Annotated in this window: 16 protein-coding genes and 1 pseudogene; 13 read left to right on the top strand and 4 right to left on the bottom strand. The window is 63.4% G+C overall.

Going from position 1 to position 17,622, the window contains the following annotated elements; all coding sequences use genetic code 11:
- Window positions 1-421 precede the first annotated feature (421 nt).
- From D0T21_RS27845 to D0T21_RS27830, 4 genes are read left to right on the top strand one after another with little or no spacing between them, the layout of a single operon-like run.
- Complete coding sequence (locus tag D0T21_RS27845) at window positions 422-3,055, top strand: TonB-dependent receptor (RefSeq protein WP_199538601.1); 2,634 nt, start codon at window positions 422-424, stop codon at window positions 3,053-3,055.
- 18 nt (window positions 3,056-3,073) lie between these two features.
- Window positions 3,074-3,892 (top strand): DUF1868 domain-containing protein, encoded by an 819-nt coding sequence (locus D0T21_RS27840; RefSeq protein WP_116993232.1) that lies wholly within the window; start codon window positions 3,074-3,076, stop codon window positions 3,890-3,892.
- A 23-nt stretch (window positions 3,893-3,915) separates the two neighbouring features.
- Window positions 3,916-4,977, top strand: coding sequence for a LacI family DNA-binding transcriptional regulator (locus D0T21_RS27835; protein WP_116993231.1), 1,062 nt, complete (start codon window positions 3,916-3,918; stop codon window positions 4,975-4,977).
- Between the two features lie 4 nt (window positions 4,978-4,981).
- Window positions 4,982-6,169 carry an MFS transporter gene (locus D0T21_RS27830; RefSeq protein ID WP_116993230.1) on the top strand — a complete coding sequence of 396 codons (1,188 nt, stop codon included), beginning with the start codon at window positions 4,982-4,984 and terminating at the stop codon, window positions 6,167-6,169.
- A 123-nt stretch (window positions 6,170-6,292) separates the two neighbouring features.
- On the opposite strand, the gene D0T21_RS27825 is transcribed toward D0T21_RS27830, so the two are convergent.
- The 3 genes from D0T21_RS27825 to D0T21_RS27815 all read right to left on the bottom strand — a co-directional run bounded on the left by D0T21_RS27825 (window position 6,293) and on the right by D0T21_RS27815 (window position 7,508).
- Window positions 6,293-6,583 carry an H-NS family nucleoid-associated regulatory protein gene (locus D0T21_RS27825; RefSeq protein WP_116993229.1) on the bottom strand — a complete coding sequence of 97 codons (291 nt, stop codon included), beginning with the start codon at window positions 6,581-6,583 and terminating at the stop codon, window positions 6,293-6,295.
- Window positions 6,584-6,673: 90 nt separating this feature from the next.
- Entirely contained in the window at window positions 6,674-6,946 is a 273-nt protein-coding gene (locus D0T21_RS27820; RefSeq protein ID WP_116993228.1) for a hypothetical protein, read from the bottom strand.
- A gap of 154 nt (window positions 6,947-7,100) precedes the next feature.
- Entirely contained in the window at window positions 7,101-7,508 is a 408-nt protein-coding gene (locus D0T21_RS27815) for a hypothetical protein (protein WP_116993227.1), read from the bottom strand.
- A 373-nt stretch (window positions 7,509-7,881) separates the two neighbouring features.
- Here D0T21_RS27815 and D0T21_RS27810 point away from each other — a divergent pair, with 373 nt between their 5' ends.
- Window positions 7,882-8,259 carry a signal peptidase gene (locus D0T21_RS27810; protein WP_229211664.1) on the top strand — a complete coding sequence of 126 codons (378 nt, stop codon included), beginning with the start codon at window positions 7,882-7,884 and terminating at the stop codon, window positions 8,257-8,259.
- 95 nt (window positions 8,260-8,354) lie between these two features.
- The gene (locus D0T21_RS31875; RefSeq protein ID WP_147328186.1) at window positions 8,355-8,744 is read left to right on the top strand and encodes a signal peptidase; all 390 of its coding nucleotides are present in this window, start codon (window positions 8,355-8,357) and stop codon (window positions 8,742-8,744) included.
- 47 nt (window positions 8,745-8,791) lie between these two features.
- Here D0T21_RS31875 and D0T21_RS27800 read toward each other — a convergent pair.
- A pseudogene (locus D0T21_RS27800) lies at window positions 8,792-9,352 on the bottom strand (endo-1,4-beta-xylanase); the annotation flags it as partial.
- Between the two features lie 62 nt (window positions 9,353-9,414).
- Between D0T21_RS27800 and D0T21_RS27795 the strand changes: the two are divergent.
- From D0T21_RS27795 to D0T21_RS27765, 7 genes are all read left to right on the top strand, one after another.
- A complete protein-coding gene (locus tag D0T21_RS27795; protein ID WP_229211663.1) occupies window positions 9,415-10,380 on the top strand; it encodes a glycoside hydrolase family 27 protein in 966 nt (321 codons plus the stop codon).
- A complete protein-coding gene (gene axe2C / locus D0T21_RS27790) occupies window positions 10,377-12,095 on the top strand; it encodes a bifunctional acetylxylan esterase/glucomannan deacetylase AxeC2 (protein WP_116993223.1) in 1,719 nt (572 codons plus the stop codon). Before D0T21_RS27795 ends, axe2C begins: the two co-directional genes overlap by 4 nt.
- A 197-nt stretch (window positions 12,096-12,292) precedes the next feature.
- Window positions 12,293-12,682, top strand: coding sequence for a signal peptidase (locus D0T21_RS27785; RefSeq protein ID WP_116993222.1), 390 nt, complete (start codon window positions 12,293-12,295; stop codon window positions 12,680-12,682).
- Between the two features lie 37 nt (window positions 12,683-12,719).
- Entirely contained in the window at window positions 12,720-14,282 is a 1,563-nt protein-coding gene (locus D0T21_RS27780) for a TolC family protein (protein WP_229211662.1), read from the top strand.
- A gap of 24 nt (window positions 14,283-14,306) precedes the next feature.
- Complete coding sequence (locus tag D0T21_RS27775; RefSeq protein ID WP_116993220.1) at window positions 14,307-15,653, top strand: HlyD family secretion protein; 1,347 nt, start codon at window positions 14,307-14,309, stop codon at window positions 15,651-15,653.
- Window positions 15,646-16,365: an ABC transporter ATP-binding protein gene (locus D0T21_RS27770; RefSeq protein WP_116993219.1), complete on the top strand. Its 720-nt coding sequence runs from the start codon at window positions 15,646-15,648 to the stop codon at window positions 16,363-16,365. The genes D0T21_RS27775 and D0T21_RS27770 overlap by 8 nt, the downstream gene beginning before the upstream one ends.
- The gene (locus D0T21_RS27765) at window positions 16,358-17,620 is read left to right on the top strand and encodes an ABC transporter permease (RefSeq protein ID WP_116993218.1); all 1,263 of its coding nucleotides are present in this window, start codon (window positions 16,358-16,360) and stop codon (window positions 17,618-17,620) included. The genes D0T21_RS27770 and D0T21_RS27765 overlap by 8 nt, the downstream gene beginning before the upstream one ends.
- Window positions 17,621-17,622 lie beyond the last annotated feature (2 nt).

Here is a 17,622-nt window from a genome sequence, read left to right as displayed (position 1 = left end):
ATAGAGCAGGATATGTGCCAGGTATTCGAGGCCAACGGGGTGCGATAGCACAAGCTGACTTGCCGCTTTGCCCGATAAGGCAGGACGGCGCGAGGTTGTTACGGGGTAAAACAAGGCTAACATTGCCATCCATAGTTGTATAGACAATTTGATGATTGCAACTTGCTTGTTGTATTTACGTCAGACGGAACTGGTTGATCGTGATTTTATTGCAACTTCAATGTCATCAGCATGAAATATATAGCCAATATAATTAGAACGTTCTAATTCACTAATGAGCACTCTGGAGTAAAGTACCTGCTGAAAACGTTTGCTTTTGGCTAATTCCGGGGAGAATTCCTTTTCAATTCAGCTTAAAATTAGAACGTTCTAATAAATTCGGAGCGCATCTATCCCTGGATGGCTTATCATGGAGGCAATAATGTTGATTCAATCCCCTCAATCCCTGTCATTCCGCCTCTCCCTGATGGCCGTAGCCATCGGCGCGGCGCTGTCGGCCTCTGCGCGCGAGGCGATGGCGGACGAAGTGCCTATGGCGGCTGCGGAGGGTGTAGTGCCGGCAGCCATAGAAATCCGGGGCGTGCGCTCGTCGAACGCCAAAACCATCGCCACCAAGCGGGAGTCCGTCGCCATGGTCGATACCATCGCCGCCGACGAAATCGGCAAACTGCCCGATTTCAACGTCGGCGATGTGCTCAAGCGGGTGACCGGCGTGGCGACGCTCAGCTATCAGGGCGAACCGCGGTTTGTCGTGGTGCGCGGCCTGAACGCCAACTACAACACCACCTTGATCGACGGCTTCACGCTGGCCACCGCCGACATCGGCGGCCGCCAGATCTACATGGAAGTATTGCCGTCGAACTTTGTGCGCCGGGTCGACGTAAGCAAGAACCCGTTGCCGGAAACGGACGGCGGCGCCATCGGCGGCGTGGTCAACATGGTCAGCGGCGGCGCCTTCAACTACCGCGCCGACCTGCTCGACTTTTCCGTCAAGGCCGGCGAGAATTTCGGCCAGCCAAAATCGGGCGGTTCGCGTCCCATCGGCGAGGCGCAGGGCCGCTGGGCCACCCGCTTCGGCCCCCGCAACGCCTTCGGCCTGATGACCACGGCCAGCTACTGGACCCGCCAGATCAATGTGCCGCAGATCGAGACCGGCAGCACGTTGAACAGCTACACCGATGCCGGGACGCGCAGCGCGGTCTTCGGCGGCGGCAACGGCTACGCGGTGCCGACCGAGCGCCGCTGGTACAACTACGACAACACGCGCACCCGCACCGGCCTCACCGCGCGGCTGGACTGGCACCCGGACGAGGCGATGAGCGCCTATGTCAGCACGTACGACTTCCGCCAAAAGGAATACTCGGACCGCTACGGCCTGCTGGCCTCGGTCGACAGCTCGGCCAAGGTCGGCAACCAGAGCGCCACCGGCGGCGCCATCAGCTCGGCCTCACAAACGGCGGACGTCGGACGGCTGCGCTGGGACCGCGCGCTGTATGGCGCCAACGGCGAATATAAAATCGAGCTGCGGCCCGGGTTGACGGCCGATGTCCGCGCCAGCCTGTCGAAGTCGACGGTGGAAAACCCACAGACCTGGGAACGCTTCATCCAGTCCGGCCTGGCCTTCAATTACGACTGGAGCGGCAAGTATCCGGTGTTCACGGCGGTGTCGCCGAACGCCGCCGATCCGTCCCGCTATGCGCTGCAATACCATCGCGCCGAAGGCACCTGGTATGCGGCGACCGTCAAGGACGTGCAGACCAACCTCAAATACAATATGGGCGAAGAGAGCAGGGGATGGGGCGGCGCCGTCGGCGCGCGCGCCTTGCGGACCGAATCGGCCACCTCGTTCTACCGCACCGACTACAGTGGCGCGCCCTACACGCTGGCCAGCGTCGTCAGCGGCGGCGGCTTGTGCGCGGTCGCCTGCAACACCCGCATCCCGGTCATCGATTTCGGCCTGGCCGACGCCGCCTTTGCCAAGTACGGCGGCGGCGAGAAAACCACGGTCGATCTGGCCTCGCAGTACGGCAACACCTACGACCTGCGCGAACATGTCAACGCCGCCTATGCGCAGACCCAGTTCCGCACCGACAAGTGGCTGGTCGTCGGCGGGCTACGCCTGGAGCAGACGCACTTCGACAGCGACGGCTATCTGGCCACCAATGGCGTCTACGCGTTGGTGCCGACGAAGAATTCCTACAGCAATCTGCTGCCGTCGGTGACCGCCGTGATGGAGACCGGCGCCGAGAGCAAGCTGCGCATGGGCCTGTCGCAGACCGTGGGCCGCCCCCGCTTCGACCAGATCGCCACCCACGGCGGCGCGCTCAATACCAGCAGCGGCGTGCCGACCCTGTCGACCGGCAATCCTGATCTGAAACCACGCCTGTCGACCAACCTCGATCTCGGCCACGAATGGTATCTGGACGACGGACGCGGCATCGTGTCCCTGGCGTTGTTCCACAAGCGCATCAAGGATGAAATCTTCAACTTCGGCCAGATGCAATCACTGCCGGTAAACGGCGTGCCGACCCAGGTGCTGGTGACCCAGGCGCGCAACACTGCCGACCTGACCAGGCTGACCGGCATCGAATTCGGCGTGACCAAGGACCTGACCTTCCTGCCCGCGCCGTTCAACGGCCTGGGTGTCAGCGTCAACGGCAGCTACAGCCGCGCGCATGCGCCGGTGACCCTGTCCAACGGATCGACGCTGGTGCTCGACGCGCTGCAGCAGCAACCGAAGCAGATCCTGAACGCCTCGCTGTATTACGAAAAGGGACCGGTGCACGCCAAGCTGGCGTGGAGCCACCTGGGCAAGCTGTGGGACAGCCGCTTCCCCAACTTCACGCCGGCCGGCTTCATCTTCAACCGCTATCAGGCAGCCACCGACAACGTCGATATCCAGCTGGCCTACGATATTTCCAAGCGCGCGTCGATCTCGCTCGACGTGCTGAACGCCACGTCGCAGGGGCAACAGTACAATTTCGGCAGCGGCCAGGTGCAGTCGGCGTGGAAGCTGTTCCCGTCGGTCCTGGTCGGCCTCAACATCAAGCTCTAATCCGGGGGAACGCATACGATGACCAACACACGCCGCAGCTTTATGCTGAACGCCTCGCTGGCCGCCATGGCGGCCGGGGGCGGCGCCGCGCTGGCCCGCGCGACCGACGCTCCGGCCGCGACCGACGCCGGCCCACGCCGGCCGCCTTCGGTCGGCCGGAAATTCAACGCCGACGGCAGCCCCTTCCGTTTTCCGGGCAATACCATCATCAGCCACATTCCGCTGGCGACACCGCTGTCGGATGCGCTGACCAGCGTGCGCGACACACTGGCGGCGGGCAGTTACGCGCACTGCCTGGCGCTGCTGCCGCCGTCGAGCTATCACATGACGGTGTTCGAAGGCGTGACCGACAGCAGCCGGCGCGCCGGCATCTGGCCAGCCGGCCTGCCGATCGACGCGCCGCTGGAAGCCTCGCACCGCTATCTGGAGCGTCAACTCGAAGGCTTTGAACTGGACTGCGCGCTGCCGCTGCGCATGCGGCTCGATGAATTCAGCCTGCGTCGCGATCCCGGCGCCACCATCCGGCTGCTGCCGCTGGACGAGCAGGAGAACCGCAAGCTGCGCCGCCTGCGCGACCGGCTGTCGGCACAACTGCGGCTGCGCGCGCCCGACCACGAGCAGTACGGCTTCCATATCTCGCTGGCCTATCTGGTCGACTGGATGACGCCGGAGCAGCAACGCGAGTATCTCGCGGTACAATCGGCGTGCTTCAACATGCTGCAGAAGCGGGTGCCGTTGATCGAACTGGGCGCGCCCGAGTTTTGCGTTTTTTACGATATGTTCGCGTTCGATACCCAGTTCCGCGTAGGTCAGGGGCGGCAGCGAATTCCGAGGTAGCCGAGTTGACCGTTGAAAGAAATATGAAGCGCGTGACCATCAAGGACGTGGCGAAGATGGCCGGGGTCAGCTATCAGACCGTGTCCCTGGTGCTCAATCATCCCGAAAAGGTGGCGCAGAAAACGCTGAGGACCGTGCAGGAAACGATCGCCGTGCTCAACTTCGTGCCGAGCATGGCCGCCCGTTCGATGCGCGCGATCCGCACCAACACGCTGGCCTGTATCTTCTTCGGCGAGCGCGCCGCCTACGACAATCGCTCCTTCCAGATCCAGGACACCTATTGGAACAACGTGCTGCAGGTGCTTGGCCGCGTGGCCGATACGCACGGCTACGCGCTGATGCAGCGCAGCCAGATCGGCGACGATGCGGCGGCCTACGCCCTGGTGCGCGACCTGTTCCTGGCCGGGCGGGTCGACGGCGTGGTGGCGGTGGTGGAGCGCACCGGCCATCCGGTGCTGGAGCAACTCAAGCGCCACGGCTTGCCGTTCGTGGTGTTCGGCACCCGTGACCCGGCGTTCTCCTACGTGGCGCAGAACAACGAGGAGGTGACGGCCGAGGTCGTCGGCCACCTGCACGCCGCCGGCTGCCGTCACATCGCCTTCATCGGCGGCCAGCGCGACGGCCGCGGCAACGAGGATGTCGAGGAACGCCAGCGCGGCTACGCGCGCGCGATGCGCGAGCACGGCCTGGCGGTCCATGCGCCGTGGGCGGTCAGCGGCGACTGGTCGCTAGCCAGCGGCCATCGCATCGCCCGCGAACTGTGCGGCACCGGTGACCGGCCGGACGCGCTGATCTTCGCCAGCGACCGCATGGCGCTCGGCGCCCTCAAAGGCCTGCATGAACTGGGCGTCAACGTGCCCGGCGACGTCAGCGTGGTCGGCTTCGACAATATGCACTATGACGACTACTGCATTCCTCCGCTGTCGAGCGTGCATTCGCCGGTGCTGGAAATGGCGCAGGCCAGCGTGCAGATGCTGCTCGACCAAATCCTCGGCGCCGGCGCTGCGCCGCCGGTGCAGCGGGTGTTCCCGGCCGGGCTGGTGGTGCGCGAGAGTTCGCAGCGCGCCGGACCTGCGCGGCGTTGACGCGATGACCGCGGCGGCGCCATCGACAGCGACCCTGCGGGTTCTGCTGGTGCTGTTGCTGTCGTTGCACGCGCTCAGCAGCGCCTTGATCTTGCCGACACTGCCGCTGTTGCCCGCCTTGGCCGACGGCGGCGTGCGCAAGTGGGCATTTTCAGCGCTGATCCTGGGCTTCGGCTCGACCCAAATCATCTGGGGCATCCTGGCCGACCGGTGGGGGCGCCGCCCGGCCTTGCTGACCGGATTACTACTGTTCGTGCTGGCGTCCATCGGATGCTTCTTTGCGGCGGACCTGGCCGCACTGATCGCCTGTCGCTGGACACAAGGGGCGGGAGTGGCCGCCGCCGGCGTGTGCGCACGGGCCATCATCCGCGATCTCTATTCGCCGCAGCAATCCATCATCGTGCTATCGCGCTGTTTTTCGTGGATCAGCGCCATCTCGCTGGCGGGGCCATTGGCGGGCAGCATGCTGGTCGGCAGCAGCGGCGTGCCGGGCGCGCTGGCCGCCTATGGCCTGGTCGGCGTGCTGGCGTTAGCGGTGGCCGCCATCGGCCTGCGCGAAACGCTGGACACCCAGGCGATGGTGCGGTTGCCGCCATGCGGCTGGCGCGACATCTGGCGTCATCCGGTGTTCCGGGTCTACACCGCGCTGACCGCGTGCTCCTATCTTGGCCACTATCTGTTTTTAAGCGGCTCGGCGTTTCTGTTGATCGAGCAGTGCGGATTGAGCACGATCGAATATGGCGCCGTGCTGTCGCTATGCTCCCTGCTGTATTTGGCCGGCACCGTGATCTGCCGCCGCGCGCTGGTCGCGTTCGGATTGCGCAAAACCGTCTGCGGCGCCAGTCTGGTCGGCATCGCCGGCGGCGGCGCCATGGGCCTGCTTGCGCTGTCGGGAATCAGGTCGGCGGCCGCGGTCGTCCTGCCTTACATGTTGTTTGTGCTGGCCCACGCGATACACCAGTCCTGCGGCCAGGCCGCCGCGATGGCGCCGTTCCAGCGCGCTGCGGGGCGCGCGAGCGCGTGGCTGGGGACGACGCTGCCGCTGGTGGCCGTGGGCGCGGGCTTCCTGCTGGCGCCCGGCCTGGGCGCATCGCCATCGGCGTTGCCGACGGCGATCTGCGGATCAGCCATTCTGACGGCAATTGTTGCGTGGGGATGGGTGCGACGCGACGGCGAGATCTCACAATACTGACGTGTTGAACACATTGTGCACAGCGGCAGGCTTGCTTCGCAGGGGTGCGACTTATTCGTTTTGCCGGATAAGAGGCTAGTTTGCGCACGCTGCGAAAGGCGTATGAAAAATCTCGTTGTTCTTTTACTTAATCAAGAAGTCATCCTTGTTTTTCCCCGCCAACCAGAGCGGGGCCCGGCCTCGACCAGTCCAGGTCTCACTAGTCTCGGTATTTCGATACTTTGCGGGAACTGGTTGACGGACTTTGGCCGACTTTGGCTTAGCGCTGCCGCCAAAGTCGTTCAGTGTCAGTCCGTAAGTCGTCATGATTTCTAAAATCTGAGCCTTAGCCGCAGCCAGTTCAGAAGAACGCACTTCTTTGGCCTTGTTTTCCAGTTCCGCGATTTGTGCTTTAATTTCCGCATATGTGCTCATGCTGCATCCCCATATTGGTTAGTAGAGCTTGCAATCTATCATCTTGAAGATAAGAAATCTAGCCGCTATTCGCAGGCAGGCTGTATCCGGTTATATGGGAAAGATCAGTACCTCGCCTGTGAAAAATAAAATCTCAAAAAGATATCCCAACAAAAGCATTTGAAAAACCAGTTTTCTCTTTGCAAACATACCAATGCAAAGTGGAACTATCGAGGCTGCGCCAAAAATAAAGATCGCATAGCTGTTAGCGAGGCGAACGATACAAAGAAAGTAAAGCATCGCAAAAATAAGCACTGCTGATATCGCCAAATGAAAACATCTGACGATGCGCTCAGCACGGGTGGTTGGCTGCGCGACTTTCATGGGAAAAAATGAACCACTGAGATCCCATATTTCATCTATCAGAAACAGATGCAAATTGACCAACTACCTTTTAAAAATGGATTCCAGCCAGGTCGAAATCCATCACTTCATGTGCTGTCATCCGGGCCACTAGGCTCCAGACAGAAGCATTCGATTACTTAACGATCCAATAGAAATCCCAGCCGCCGGAAGCATTTTTGGTGGTGGTGGCGTTCGAGGTGTTGAACTCAATCAGTTTGGCGGGTGACGGAAAGCCGCAGCCGAGCTGGGAGACCAACGCCTGGTAGGTCTTGTTGCGCGTGGTAAGACCCAAGACGCTTGACTGGCCTGCAGCAACTTTCATGACCACTTGGCCTTGGTCGTAAAAACTCACGCAGCCTTTGGTGAAATTGCGTGCTACCAGGAAGTTCTGGGGATGGTTGTTGCTGCCTGTCGCACCCGCAGTCGCGCTACCCACGACAACCGCACCCGCGCCGGCGCTGGCGGAGCCTGCGATCAAAACACTCGCGGCCGCGATCGCGGCGAAAAACACTTTGTTGCCAATAACTTTGCTGTTGTTCATTTCAATACCCTTCGATGGTGGAGATAAATCAGGACCTCTGTCGAACCAGCCTGTTGAAGCCTGCGACGCCCGAAGCATAGGCGGCTCCCGCCAGGCGCTTGATCGACAAAACGAACAACGCTGCCTGCCGCCGAAAACAGATATCGCTCGCCGTTGCGGTGAGCGGCGCAGCATCACTGATGGGCTGCCAGCCGGAAGCGCGAGGGCGGCTGCAGGCTTGCTTCGCGCGGGAGCGGTGTACTTCGTTTGGCCCGCCTGGCGGCCGGCGAGGGCAATCTATGATCCAAATGTCGTCGGTTGAAACAGTTGTCTGGAGCGGCCGCCGGCGGCTAGCAATCGTTATTTAATCAGATCACTTATCAGGAGTATCAAAATGAATAGCCGTAAAATTATTGGCAAGAGCGCGTTTTTCTTTACCGTCGCAGCGATGGGTGCGCTGACCTCCGGCTCCGCCGGCGCACTGGAATCTGCGATCATCACGTCCGCTCCGTCGTACCATCTGGTCGGCTCGAACCTCACCAATGGCTGTGTGCGCTTTTATGTCAATGGCCAGCACGACGTTCCTGCCCACCACGGCTTCAAATTGGGCACGGTCCAGGACAATGGTAAGCTGCTTCAGGCTTCCGTCTTCGCAGGTGCGTGCGGCGGCAAGGCCATCAAGACCGTTTCGTTCAAGCCGAGTGCCACGGACAGCCGCACCATCGCACGCTCGTCGACTACGGTCGACCTCTATTGGTCTGTCAATAACTGATCCGTCCCAAGCGCCCGCACCGGTCGAATGCCATAGGCATGCAGGCCATAACGGGCAATTTGTCTTAAGAACGTCGACTTGATAAAGGTATCAATATGAACAATGGAAAAACTCTCAGCAAGAAAACATTTTTGCTTGCGATGACGGCTATAGGAGCACTGGTCCTCGGAGCTGGCAATTCGGGGGCGCAGGCTCTCGGTACTGGTAGTTCGGGTGGACAGGCCACCGCGGCCTCTGGCGTGGGTACAGCAGCAGCCGCGCCAACCGCGACCATGACCGCGCTGAACAACACCAAGGGATGCGTGCGTTTTTATATCAATGGCCAACAAGATTTGGCCAGCGGTAAAGCCAAGAGCTTAGGGGCCGTACGTTTGAATAATACCTATGCGGCGTCTGTTTTCGCCGGCGCCTGCAGCGGCGCTGCGCTGAAGACCGTTTCCTTCACGCCCACCAATGTGCACCTCGTGTGGGTCGTTAACCGCTAACTGAACACTGCCGCCAGCACCTTTGGCCGGTGCGGCGGTCCTGTTACTCAGTTCGCTCGGTCTGGCATTCCGTTCAAGGCCGCAACAATGGCGTGGCGCATCGGTTTGTCCTGCAAGCGGCCGTCAAACGGCGTGGAGCGCTGCGGCAAGCCATCCGCGCGCTGGGCAGCCTTCCATTCCCGCAGCCAGCTGACATGATCGGCCATGCCCCATAGCAGCATGTCGCGGCAGCAGCGATAGCTGAGCGTGACATCGAGATAGTCGCGCGCCAGGGCGGCCGCACCGGCGTCGCGCATAGCACAGTCGGCGGGCAGGTCGCGGTCGTTGACGTCGAACTCGGTGATCAACAGTTCGTAGCCCATGCCGGTGACCTCGTCGAGAAAACCGCGCCAAGCAAGCTCGGCCTGCTTGCCGCCGCCGGGGCCCGCCATCGCGTCGGCCGCGCTGATATGGCTTTGCAATCCCAATGCATTGATCGGCGTGCCGCGCGCCTTCAGGCTCTCCAGCAATTTGAGCACGCCGGCCCGATGCGCGGCGTCGCCGGCGCGCGGCGCCATGTAGTCGTTATAGACCAGCTGCGCTCCAGGCGCATATTCACGCGCCAGATGAAAGGCGAGATCGGTATGTCAACATCGACGATTGCTGGCACGGCACGCGCGACAAGGACGGCGTGATTCGTCCGAACGCGGAACGCTTCCCCTCGGGGATCAAGGCGTTGGCGGACTATGTGCACGGCAAGGGACTCAAGCTGGGCATCTATTCCGACGTCGGCGCCACCACCTGCGGCGGCCATCCGGGCAGCCGCGGACATGAATACCAGGATGCGATCACCTACGCCTCCTGGGGCATAGACTACGTCAAGTACGATTGGTGCGACAGCAAGGGACTGAACGCCGTCGGCGCCTATGCCACCATGCGCGATGCGATCCGCAGCGCCGGCCGGCCGATGTTGTTCAGCATGTGCGAATGGGGCGAAAGCAAACCGTGGGATTGGGCGGCCGACGTCGGCCATTCTTGGCGCACCACCGGCGATATCTATCCTTGCTGGGATTGCGAGTTCAATCACGGCTCGTGGTCGCAGTTCGGCGTGCTGCGGATTCTCGACAAGCAGACCGGCCTGCGCAAGTTCGCCGGTCCGGGACACTGGAACGATATGGACATGCTCGAAGTGGGCAACGGCATGAGCGAGGACGAGGACCGCGCGCACTTCGCGATCTGGGCCATGCTGGCGTCGCCGCTGATCCTGGGGAACGATTTGCGCAGCATGCCGGAAGCGAAGCGCCGCATCCTGACCAACAAGGAGATGATAGCGATCAGCCAGGACAGGCTGGGCATGCCGGCCTTGAAGTTCATGGACGGCGGACGGCTGGAATACTGGGCCAGGCCGCTGGCGGACGGCGATTGGGCGCTGATGGTGCTCAATCGCGGCGAGCAGGCGGTCACGCTCAGCTACGACTGGAAGCGGCACCACATCAGCGACGACTTGAGCAAGCGCGAAGCAGACTTCAACAAGGCCGTCTATGGCTGGACCGACGTCTGGAGCGGCAAGTCCGGCGACACCGGCAATAAACTCGACGGCAAGCTGGCGCCGCATAGCGTGCTGTTGTTGCGCCTGAAAATGCGGGGCGGAGCATGAGCCGCAAGCTGATCGCGGGGCTGGCGATGGCGGTGTTGGCAAGCTCCTGCGCTCAAGCTAGCGACGACGGCGGCACGTGCGGCACCACGCCCGCGCCGCGCAAGGTGGACTACTCATGGATGACGGCGCAGCGCTGGCAACAGATATTCCGCGACCAGACCGCGATAGCCGATGCTGGCGGCGTGGACTTGCTGTTCGTCGGCGACTCGATCACCGCGGGCTGGAACAAGGCGATCTGGGACCAGTCCTTCGGCGCCTGGCGTCCAGCCAACTTCGGCATCGGCGGCGACTACACCGGCAACGTGCTGTGGCGGTTGGAGAACGGCCACGCGGACAAGCTGCATCCCAAGGTGGTTGTGCTGACGATAGGCGTGAATAACTTCTTCCATTGCAGCGCCACGCCGTCCGGGGTGTTCGACGGTGTGCGGGCGGTGTTGGCGAAGCTGCGCGCGCTATATCCCGCCGCCCGCGTACTGCTGAACGCCGTGCTGCCCTACGATCAATCGGCGCAAAGCCCGAATCGCGCGCGGGTGACTGAGTTGAACCGCATGATCGCGAAGCTGGACGACGGCCGTCACGTCTTCTTCCACGACTACGGCGCACGCTTCCTGCAGGCCGATGGCGACATGTCGCCCGAGGTGATGGCGGACTTCCTGCATCCGACCGCCAAGGGCTATCAGATCTGGTCCGATGCGATGCTGCCGGACATAGGCAATTTGATGGGCGCGGCGCCGATCGCGGCGGCCGATCCGCGCATCGCGCGCATGGGCCGCGCCGAAGTACGCGAAGATGGCGCGGTGCGTTTCGGCTATCCGGGTGTGAGTTTTTACCTGGCTTTCCAGGGAATGCGCCTGGACGTCGAGGCGGAAGCGAGCGGCGGCAACAGCTATCTGGACGTGATCGTCGATCATGGCGAAGCGCGCAAGGTCAGGCTATCGTCCGGCCGGTGGACGTTGGCGCTGGTGGAGGGCGCCAGCGCCGGCAGACACGAGGTGGAAATCATCAACCGTTCCGAAACCTGGCATGGCACGGCCGCGCTGCTGAGCTTCGATACGGACGGCCAGTGGCTGCCGGCGCCCGCGCTCCCTGAGCGCAAGCTGCTGATGCTGGGCGACTCCGTCACCTGCGGCGAAGCCATCGACCGAATTCCGGGCGCGAAGAAGGAGCCGTCATGGTGGAACGCCCGCGCGTCCTACGGCATGCTGATGGCCGATGCGCTGCACGCGCAAGTGCAACTGGTCTGCTACGGCGGCCACGGTTTGCTGCGCACCTGGGACAACAGGACCGACGAACTGAATCTGGCGGACTACTACCAACTGGCGATCGCTGACAAGGCGCATCCCGTGCCGTGGGACCAGCGCGGCTACCGGCCGGACCTGATCCTCAGCGCCATCGGCAACAACGACGCCAATCCCGGCATGCCTGAGCGCGAGCCGTATGTGCAGGCCTACGTGCGACTGGTGAAAATACTGTTGCGGGACCATCCGCAAGCGCAGATCGTACTGACCGAAGGCGGCCTGCAAACCGGGGCAAAGAAGGCGGCGCTGGTGGACTACCTCAACGAGACGGTGCGCCGCGCCGGCGACCCGCGGGTGCACTACATCGCGTCGCGGGCCTATCCGGGCGACGCCACCGACGGCCACCCTACCAAAGAACAAACCGTCAGCATCGCCAAGGACCTGCTGCCGCAGGTGCGCGCCATCATGCGCTGGTAGGCGCCTGCGGCCATGACCACCGCGAAAATTTTCTTCGCGTGGACGTGGAGTACTTCGTTTTGCCGGATAAGTGAGCGCCCTGGTCAACCTATGATTCAAACGCCGCCGATTGAAACAGATGTGTTTGGCAAGCCTGAGAATGGCAGCCGGCGGTCAACGACCACTATTGAATCAGATCACTTATCAGGAGTATCAAAATGAACAATCGTAAATTTACTGGCAAGCGCGTATTTTTGTTTACCGTCATGGCTATGGGGGCGCTGATCTCCGGTGTCGCCAGCGCTCAATCTGGCCAGGTCGTATCGGGTACTGCCACCAGCGGCTCGTCCGGTGCGGCGGCCGCCGCGTCGAGCTCCGCTTCGATCGTCGGCCTGAACGCCACCAAAGGTTGCGTGCGCTTTTACGTCAACGGCCAGCAAGACCTGACCGCCGGCAAGGCCAAGAATTTGGGCCCTGTGGTGTTGAATCGTTCGTACACGGCTTCGGTTTTCTCCGGCGCCTGCGGTGGCGCAGCCACCAAGACCGTTCACTTCACGCCAACCAACACCCGAACCAGCTCGAACCTGATGTGGATCGTTAAGCCTTAACTGCATGCCTCCGCCCGCGCTTTTGATACGCCTTGTCATGCATTTATTCAACTCGAATATGCTGCTGGCGTTGCTGATGTGGGCGGTTGGCGAGGCCGGGGCCCGACCTGTTGTTCCAGAGCTAATGGTCGATCCCCAGCCGGCGATGGCGACCGACGCCACGGCGCCGGCCGTACTGCGATTGAGCATACAAGATGCCTTGCAGGGCGCCTTGACGCGCGCCGTCGTCATCCAGACCCAACAACTCGATGTGGAGCAGCAACAACTGCAGACCGAGCAGGCCCGTCATGAATTCCTGCCCCAGGCGGTTTTGTCGAGCCAGTGGGAACGCGAGCGGACATCCGCCACCGGCGCGGCCGCCACGCGCGGCGCGATCGCATCGGGCAATCTGCTGTCCACCTGGAAGCTGCGCTCCGGCACACAATTGTCCCTGTCGGAAGGACGCCAGTACAACCGCGACGGCCAGGCCGTACCGATGGCCGGCCCTGATGCCACCGGCACGCCGAATAACAATAGCCGTACCAGCTCGCTGTCGCTGTCGCTGACGCAGCCGCTACTGCGCGGTGCGGGCGGCGACGTGGTGCTGCTCAACGAACACCGCGCCGCCCTCGCGCTTGAGAGCGCGCGCAAGGGCTTTTTGCAGACCCAGCGCGACGTGGTGCTGGGCGGCGTGGTGGCGTATTTCGGCTTGGAGCAAGCCCAGCAAAATGTCGCGCTCGCGCAAGCCGCACTCAAGCGTGCGGCCGAGGCCAGGTCGATCAACGAGGAACTGCTGGCCGCCGGGCGCATATCCCGGATCGCCTTGCTGCAGAGCGATGCCGACGCGGCGCAGACCGAGCTGGCGTTGATGCAGTCCCGGCAAGCAGAGAATGTCGCCCGCCGCCAGTTGCTGCGGGTAATCGGCCGGTATGACCTGGATGCCGACCGCACGGCCGTGACGCTCGCCGATTCGTTCATCTCCTATTTGCCGATGCCAAGCCAAGGCGTGGGCGCGGCCATGCAGGCCGCGTTGGCGCGGCGGGTCGATCTGGAACTGGCGGCGGACGCCGTCAAGGCCGGACAGTTCGGCGTGATCGAGGCCGATGACGGCCTGCGCAACCAGCTGGATTTCTATGTGCGCCGCGACCAGTCGAGCGACAACGGCGCCGGCCCGACTACGCGGCGTAGCAATATCGCGGTCGGTCTGAACTACTCCATACCGCTGGACAAGTCCGCGGCGCGGGTGGCGTCGAGCGCCGCCCGGATCGCTTTGCGGAAGGCCGAGTTGTCGCGGGCCGACCTGAAGCGCAACGCGCGCGCCGAGGTGAGCGACGCGCTCAAGAATATAGAATTCGCGGCGCTCCAGTACCGGATGGCGCAGCGCACGGCGGAACTGGCGCGGCAGCGGCTGGCGGCCGAAATCGAAAAGACCCGCGCCGGCCGCAGCAGCGCGACCGATCTGTCGCTGGCGCAGGATGCGCTGAACCAGACGCTGTCGCAGGAAACGCAGGCGCACTTCGCGATCTTCATGGCGCAGTTGGAGTTGCAACGCGTCAGCGGAACCGTGCTGGAACAATGGCACGTGGCGTCGCTGGCCCAGGACACGGGACTTCCTCCATGACACACCTGAATACGAGATACCGATATGCGAACTCCCGCCCCTAGGAAATGGATGTCCGGCCGCGTGGTCGCGGCGGCGCTGCTGGGCCTTGCCGCCTGCGGGCTGGTGCTGGTGGCGCGGCCGGCCGCGCCCGACAACGGCCGTTGGCTCAAGGTCCTGAGCGCGCGCACAGCGCAACCTCTGCTGCTGCAAGGAGCGCTCAGCCCGGTCAACACCGTCAACATCAGCGCACCGGTCGATAGCGTGCTGCTGGCCAGGTATGTGCAGTTCGGTGATATGGTGGCGGTGGGGCAAAGACTGGCGCAAGTCAGCGATTCTGAACTCAAACGCCAATGGCGCGAAGCCGAGATGGCGGCTATCCAGGCCCGGCAAGCCCTGACCGCCGCGCAAAGACTGGAATCAGGCACCGAATACCAAGGCGCGGCGCGCCGGCTGCTGGCCGCGCAGAATACCCTGACGGCAGCGCAGGGACGCGGCGCGGAAGCGCAGCGGCTGTATGACAAGGGCATCATCGCGCGTACCGAACTCGACGCAGCAAAACAGGAAATCGACGCCGGCCAGAGTCAGGTCGACGGCGCGCACGATGAACTCTCAACGCTCAAGCTCCGGCGCTCGGGAACGGCATTGCGCGTGCTGGAACTGGATCTGGAAAACCGGCGACTGCACCTCGACGACATCCGCGCCAAGCTGAAGGCGACAACCATGCTGTCGCCGCTGGCCGGCGTGGTGCTATATCCGGCGGCCGGCGATGCCGGCGACGTTGCGACGCAAAAAGAACTCAACCCGGGCGCGGCAGTCACGCCCAAGGATGTGATACTGGCCGTGGGCGATACCTCCGCCTTTCTGATCAAGACATGGGTGGACGAAGACGATGCGCGGCAGATCGCACCGGGGCAGGCCGCCCGCGTCGCGCTGGTCGCCGATGGCGCTCGCGAGTTTGCCGGCGTGGTACGGCGTGTTTCATCGCAGGCGCGCGCGACGGACGGCCGTGGCCAGGGCAGTCGCGGCTCGGCGGAATTCGAAGTACAAATCCTGCTCAAGCCCCCCACGGATGCGCGGCGGGCGCTGCGCGTCGGCAGCAGCGTCACCATCGGGGTGACGGTGGAACCGGGGCCGGCCACGCTGCGTGTTCCGCTGGGCGCGGTCGCCTGGAATGCGGCCGGCCGGCCGGTGGTGCGGGTGCGGCGATCGGCGGCGGATCATGGGCGGGTCCAGGAAATCGACGCCGGCAAATCGTTGGTGGACAGCGTTGAAGTCAAGTCGGGCGTCGCGGCCGGGGAAGAGGTATGGGTGCCCGTCGCCGTTCCGGCGTCCGCGGCGGCCGGCGCAGGCATGCTGGACAAGCTGCTATCGGGCGCGGGCAATGACTGAGCCCGACATTCATGGCGGCGCCCGCGTGGCCGGCTTGCTGATCGAGCTGGAGCAGGTCGCCCGGACTTTCCAGGTGGCCGGCGAAGACGTCCGGGCGGTGCGGGGCATCGATCTGCGGGTGCGCGTTGGCGAGGCGCTGGCCATCGTCGGACCATCCGGTTCCGGCAAATCGACGATGATGAATCTGATCGGCCTGTTGGACACGCCCAGCGCGGGCCACTACCGGCTGGCCGGCGTGGATACCCAGGCCTTGTCGTCGCAGGAGAAAGCGCGCCTGCGAAATCGGGACATTGGTTTTGTATTCCAGCAGTGCCACCTGCTGCCGTCCTTGAGCGCTCAGCAGAACGTACAGATGCCGCTGCTGTATCGGGGCCTGACGCCGCGCGCGTCGCTGGATGCGGCGCGTGCGGCGCTGGCGGCGGTGGGTCTGGAGCATCGCCTGTCGCACCGGCCATCCGAGCTGTCCGGCGGCGAAAAGCAGCGCGTCGCCATCGCCCGCGCCGTCGCCGGGCGGCCGAGACTGCTGCTGGCGGATGAACCGACCGGCGCGCTGGACTCGGCGACCGGCGCGCGCGTGCTGGACTTGCTGCGCGAGGTCACGACGGCGAACGGCGCCGCGCTGCTCATGATCACCCACGACATGGGGATTGCGCGGCAACTGCCGCGCCAGATCACCATGCACGATGGATGCATCAACCCCCTCCATGCGTGAACGCTACGCGCGCCACCGGCTACGGCTGCGCATCGCCTTCGGCTTCGCGTGGCAGAGCGTACAGACGAACCGCCGCCGCATCGGCCTGGCGGTGGTCGGTGTGGCGATCGGGATCGCGGCGGTCACGTCCATGCTCATCATCGGCAACAGCGTCGCCGCCCAAGCCACGCGAGCACTTGATCAATTAGGCGCGGACGTGGTGACGATCAACGTGCCGCCTCCCGACGCGATGCAGGACAAGCGGGAAGGCACCCCATTAGGCGAACTGACGCAGGTGCGACTGGACGCGATGATCGTCACCGCCGCCGCCGTGCTGTGGCGTATGCCGGAGGTACAGTCCGTGGCCCGTCTTGAGCGTCATTTCAGCTGCGCTAACGGGCAGGAAACGGCTTTGGGCAATCCTGAGATCATCGCCGCATATCCAGATTTACCAGCCGTGCTGTCGTTGCGCCTGCAATACGGCCGCTTCCTGCATGCGCTCGATGGCCGGCAACCGTGGATCGTACTTGGCGCGGAGCCGGCCGCCGAGTTGCGCAAGACCCGTCTGGACCTGCGGCCCGGCATGCCGGTCAGTCTATGCGGCAAGAACTTCTTGCTGGCCGGCGTCTTGGCCCCTTACTTTGGCGACGATCTGCTGCAATCAGTCAAGATGAACCGCAGCGTCTTTGTCTCGTATGCCTCCATGCGCCGCTTGGCCGGACCGCCGGCGCCATCGACGGCTCTGCTGCTGACGCGCCTACAGCCGAGTACAACACCGCCCGACATGCCGGGACTGCTGGCATCGCGTCTACGCTTCCTGGTGTCGCCGACGGTGCAAGCGAGTGGGGCGAAGCAAGTCAGCGAGCTTCGGCAGCAGCAGGTGGCGCTCTATACGCGCTTTCTTGCAGTGCTGGGCGGCGTGGCGTTGCTGGTAGGGTCGCTGGGCATCATGAACGTGATGCTAGCCTCGGTTTCAGAGCGCAAAGCGGAGATCGGCCTGCGCATGGCCGTGGGCGCGCATGCGACCGACGTGGTGGCGCAGTTCCTCATGGAAAGTGTGCTGATATGCCTGTTCGGCGCGGTGCTCGGTCTGGTGTTGGGCATCGCCGGCGCCAGCCTGGCGCTGACCATCGCGGGCATCGAGGTCACGCTAAATATCGCAACGCCGCTCTGCTCGGCCGCGCTGGCCCTGATCAGCGGTCTGGCCGCCGGCGCCTATCCAGCCGCGAGCGCCGCGCGCCTGGATCCGGTGACCATGTTACAAGGACCGGTGTAAGT

Origin of the sequence: Duganella sp. BJB476, from assembly GCF_003416895.1 — a bacterium.
Taxonomy (GTDB): Bacteria; Pseudomonadota; Gammaproteobacteria; order Burkholderiales; family Burkholderiaceae_D; genus Rugamonas.
Note: the sequence above shows the minus strand (reverse complement) of the source record. Positions and strands in the feature narration are given on the sequence as shown.

Coding starts and splice junctions, on each gene's coding strand:
- D0T21_RS27845 (WP_199538601.1), top strand. CDS start 422: ATGTTGATTCAATCCCCTCAATCCCTGTCATTCCGCCTCTCCCTGATG.
- D0T21_RS27840 (WP_116993232.1), top strand. CDS start 3,074: ATGACCAACACACGCCGCAGCTTTATGCTGAACGCCTCGCTGGCCGCC.
- D0T21_RS27835 (WP_116993231.1), top strand. CDS start 3,916: ATGAAGCGCGTGACCATCAAGGACGTGGCGAAGATGGCCGGGGTCAGC.
- D0T21_RS27830 (WP_116993230.1), top strand. CDS start 4,982: ATGACCGCGGCGGCGCCATCGACAGCGACCCTGCGGGTTCTGCTGGTG.
- D0T21_RS27825 (WP_116993229.1), bottom strand. CDS start 6,583: ATGAGCACATATGCGGAAATTAAAGCACAAATCGCGGAACTGGAAAAC.
- D0T21_RS27820 (WP_116993228.1), bottom strand. CDS start 6,946: ATGAAAGTCGCGCAGCCAACCACCCGTGCTGAGCGCATCGTCAGATGT.
- D0T21_RS27815 (WP_116993227.1), bottom strand. CDS start 7,508: ATGAACAACAGCAAAGTTATTGGCAACAAAGTGTTTTTCGCCGCGATC.
- D0T21_RS27810 (WP_229211664.1), top strand. CDS start 7,882: ATGAATAGCCGTAAAATTATTGGCAAGAGCGCGTTTTTCTTTACCGTC.
- D0T21_RS31875 (WP_147328186.1), top strand. CDS start 8,355: ATGAACAATGGAAAAACTCTCAGCAAGAAAACATTTTTGCTTGCGATG.
- axe2C (WP_116993223.1), top strand. CDS start 10,377: ATGAGCCGCAAGCTGATCGCGGGGCTGGCGATGGCGGTGTTGGCAAGC.
- D0T21_RS27785 (WP_116993222.1), top strand. CDS start 12,293: ATGAACAATCGTAAATTTACTGGCAAGCGCGTATTTTTGTTTACCGTC.
- D0T21_RS27780 (WP_229211662.1), top strand. CDS start 12,720: ATGCATTTATTCAACTCGAATATGCTGCTGGCGTTGCTGATGTGGGCG.
- D0T21_RS27775 (WP_116993220.1), top strand. CDS start 14,307: ATGCGAACTCCCGCCCCTAGGAAATGGATGTCCGGCCGCGTGGTCGCG.
- D0T21_RS27770 (WP_116993219.1), top strand. CDS start 15,646: ATGACTGAGCCCGACATTCATGGCGGCGCCCGCGTGGCCGGCTTGCTG.
- D0T21_RS27765 (WP_116993218.1), top strand. CDS start 16,358: ATGCGTGAACGCTACGCGCGCCACCGGCTACGGCTGCGCATCGCCTTC.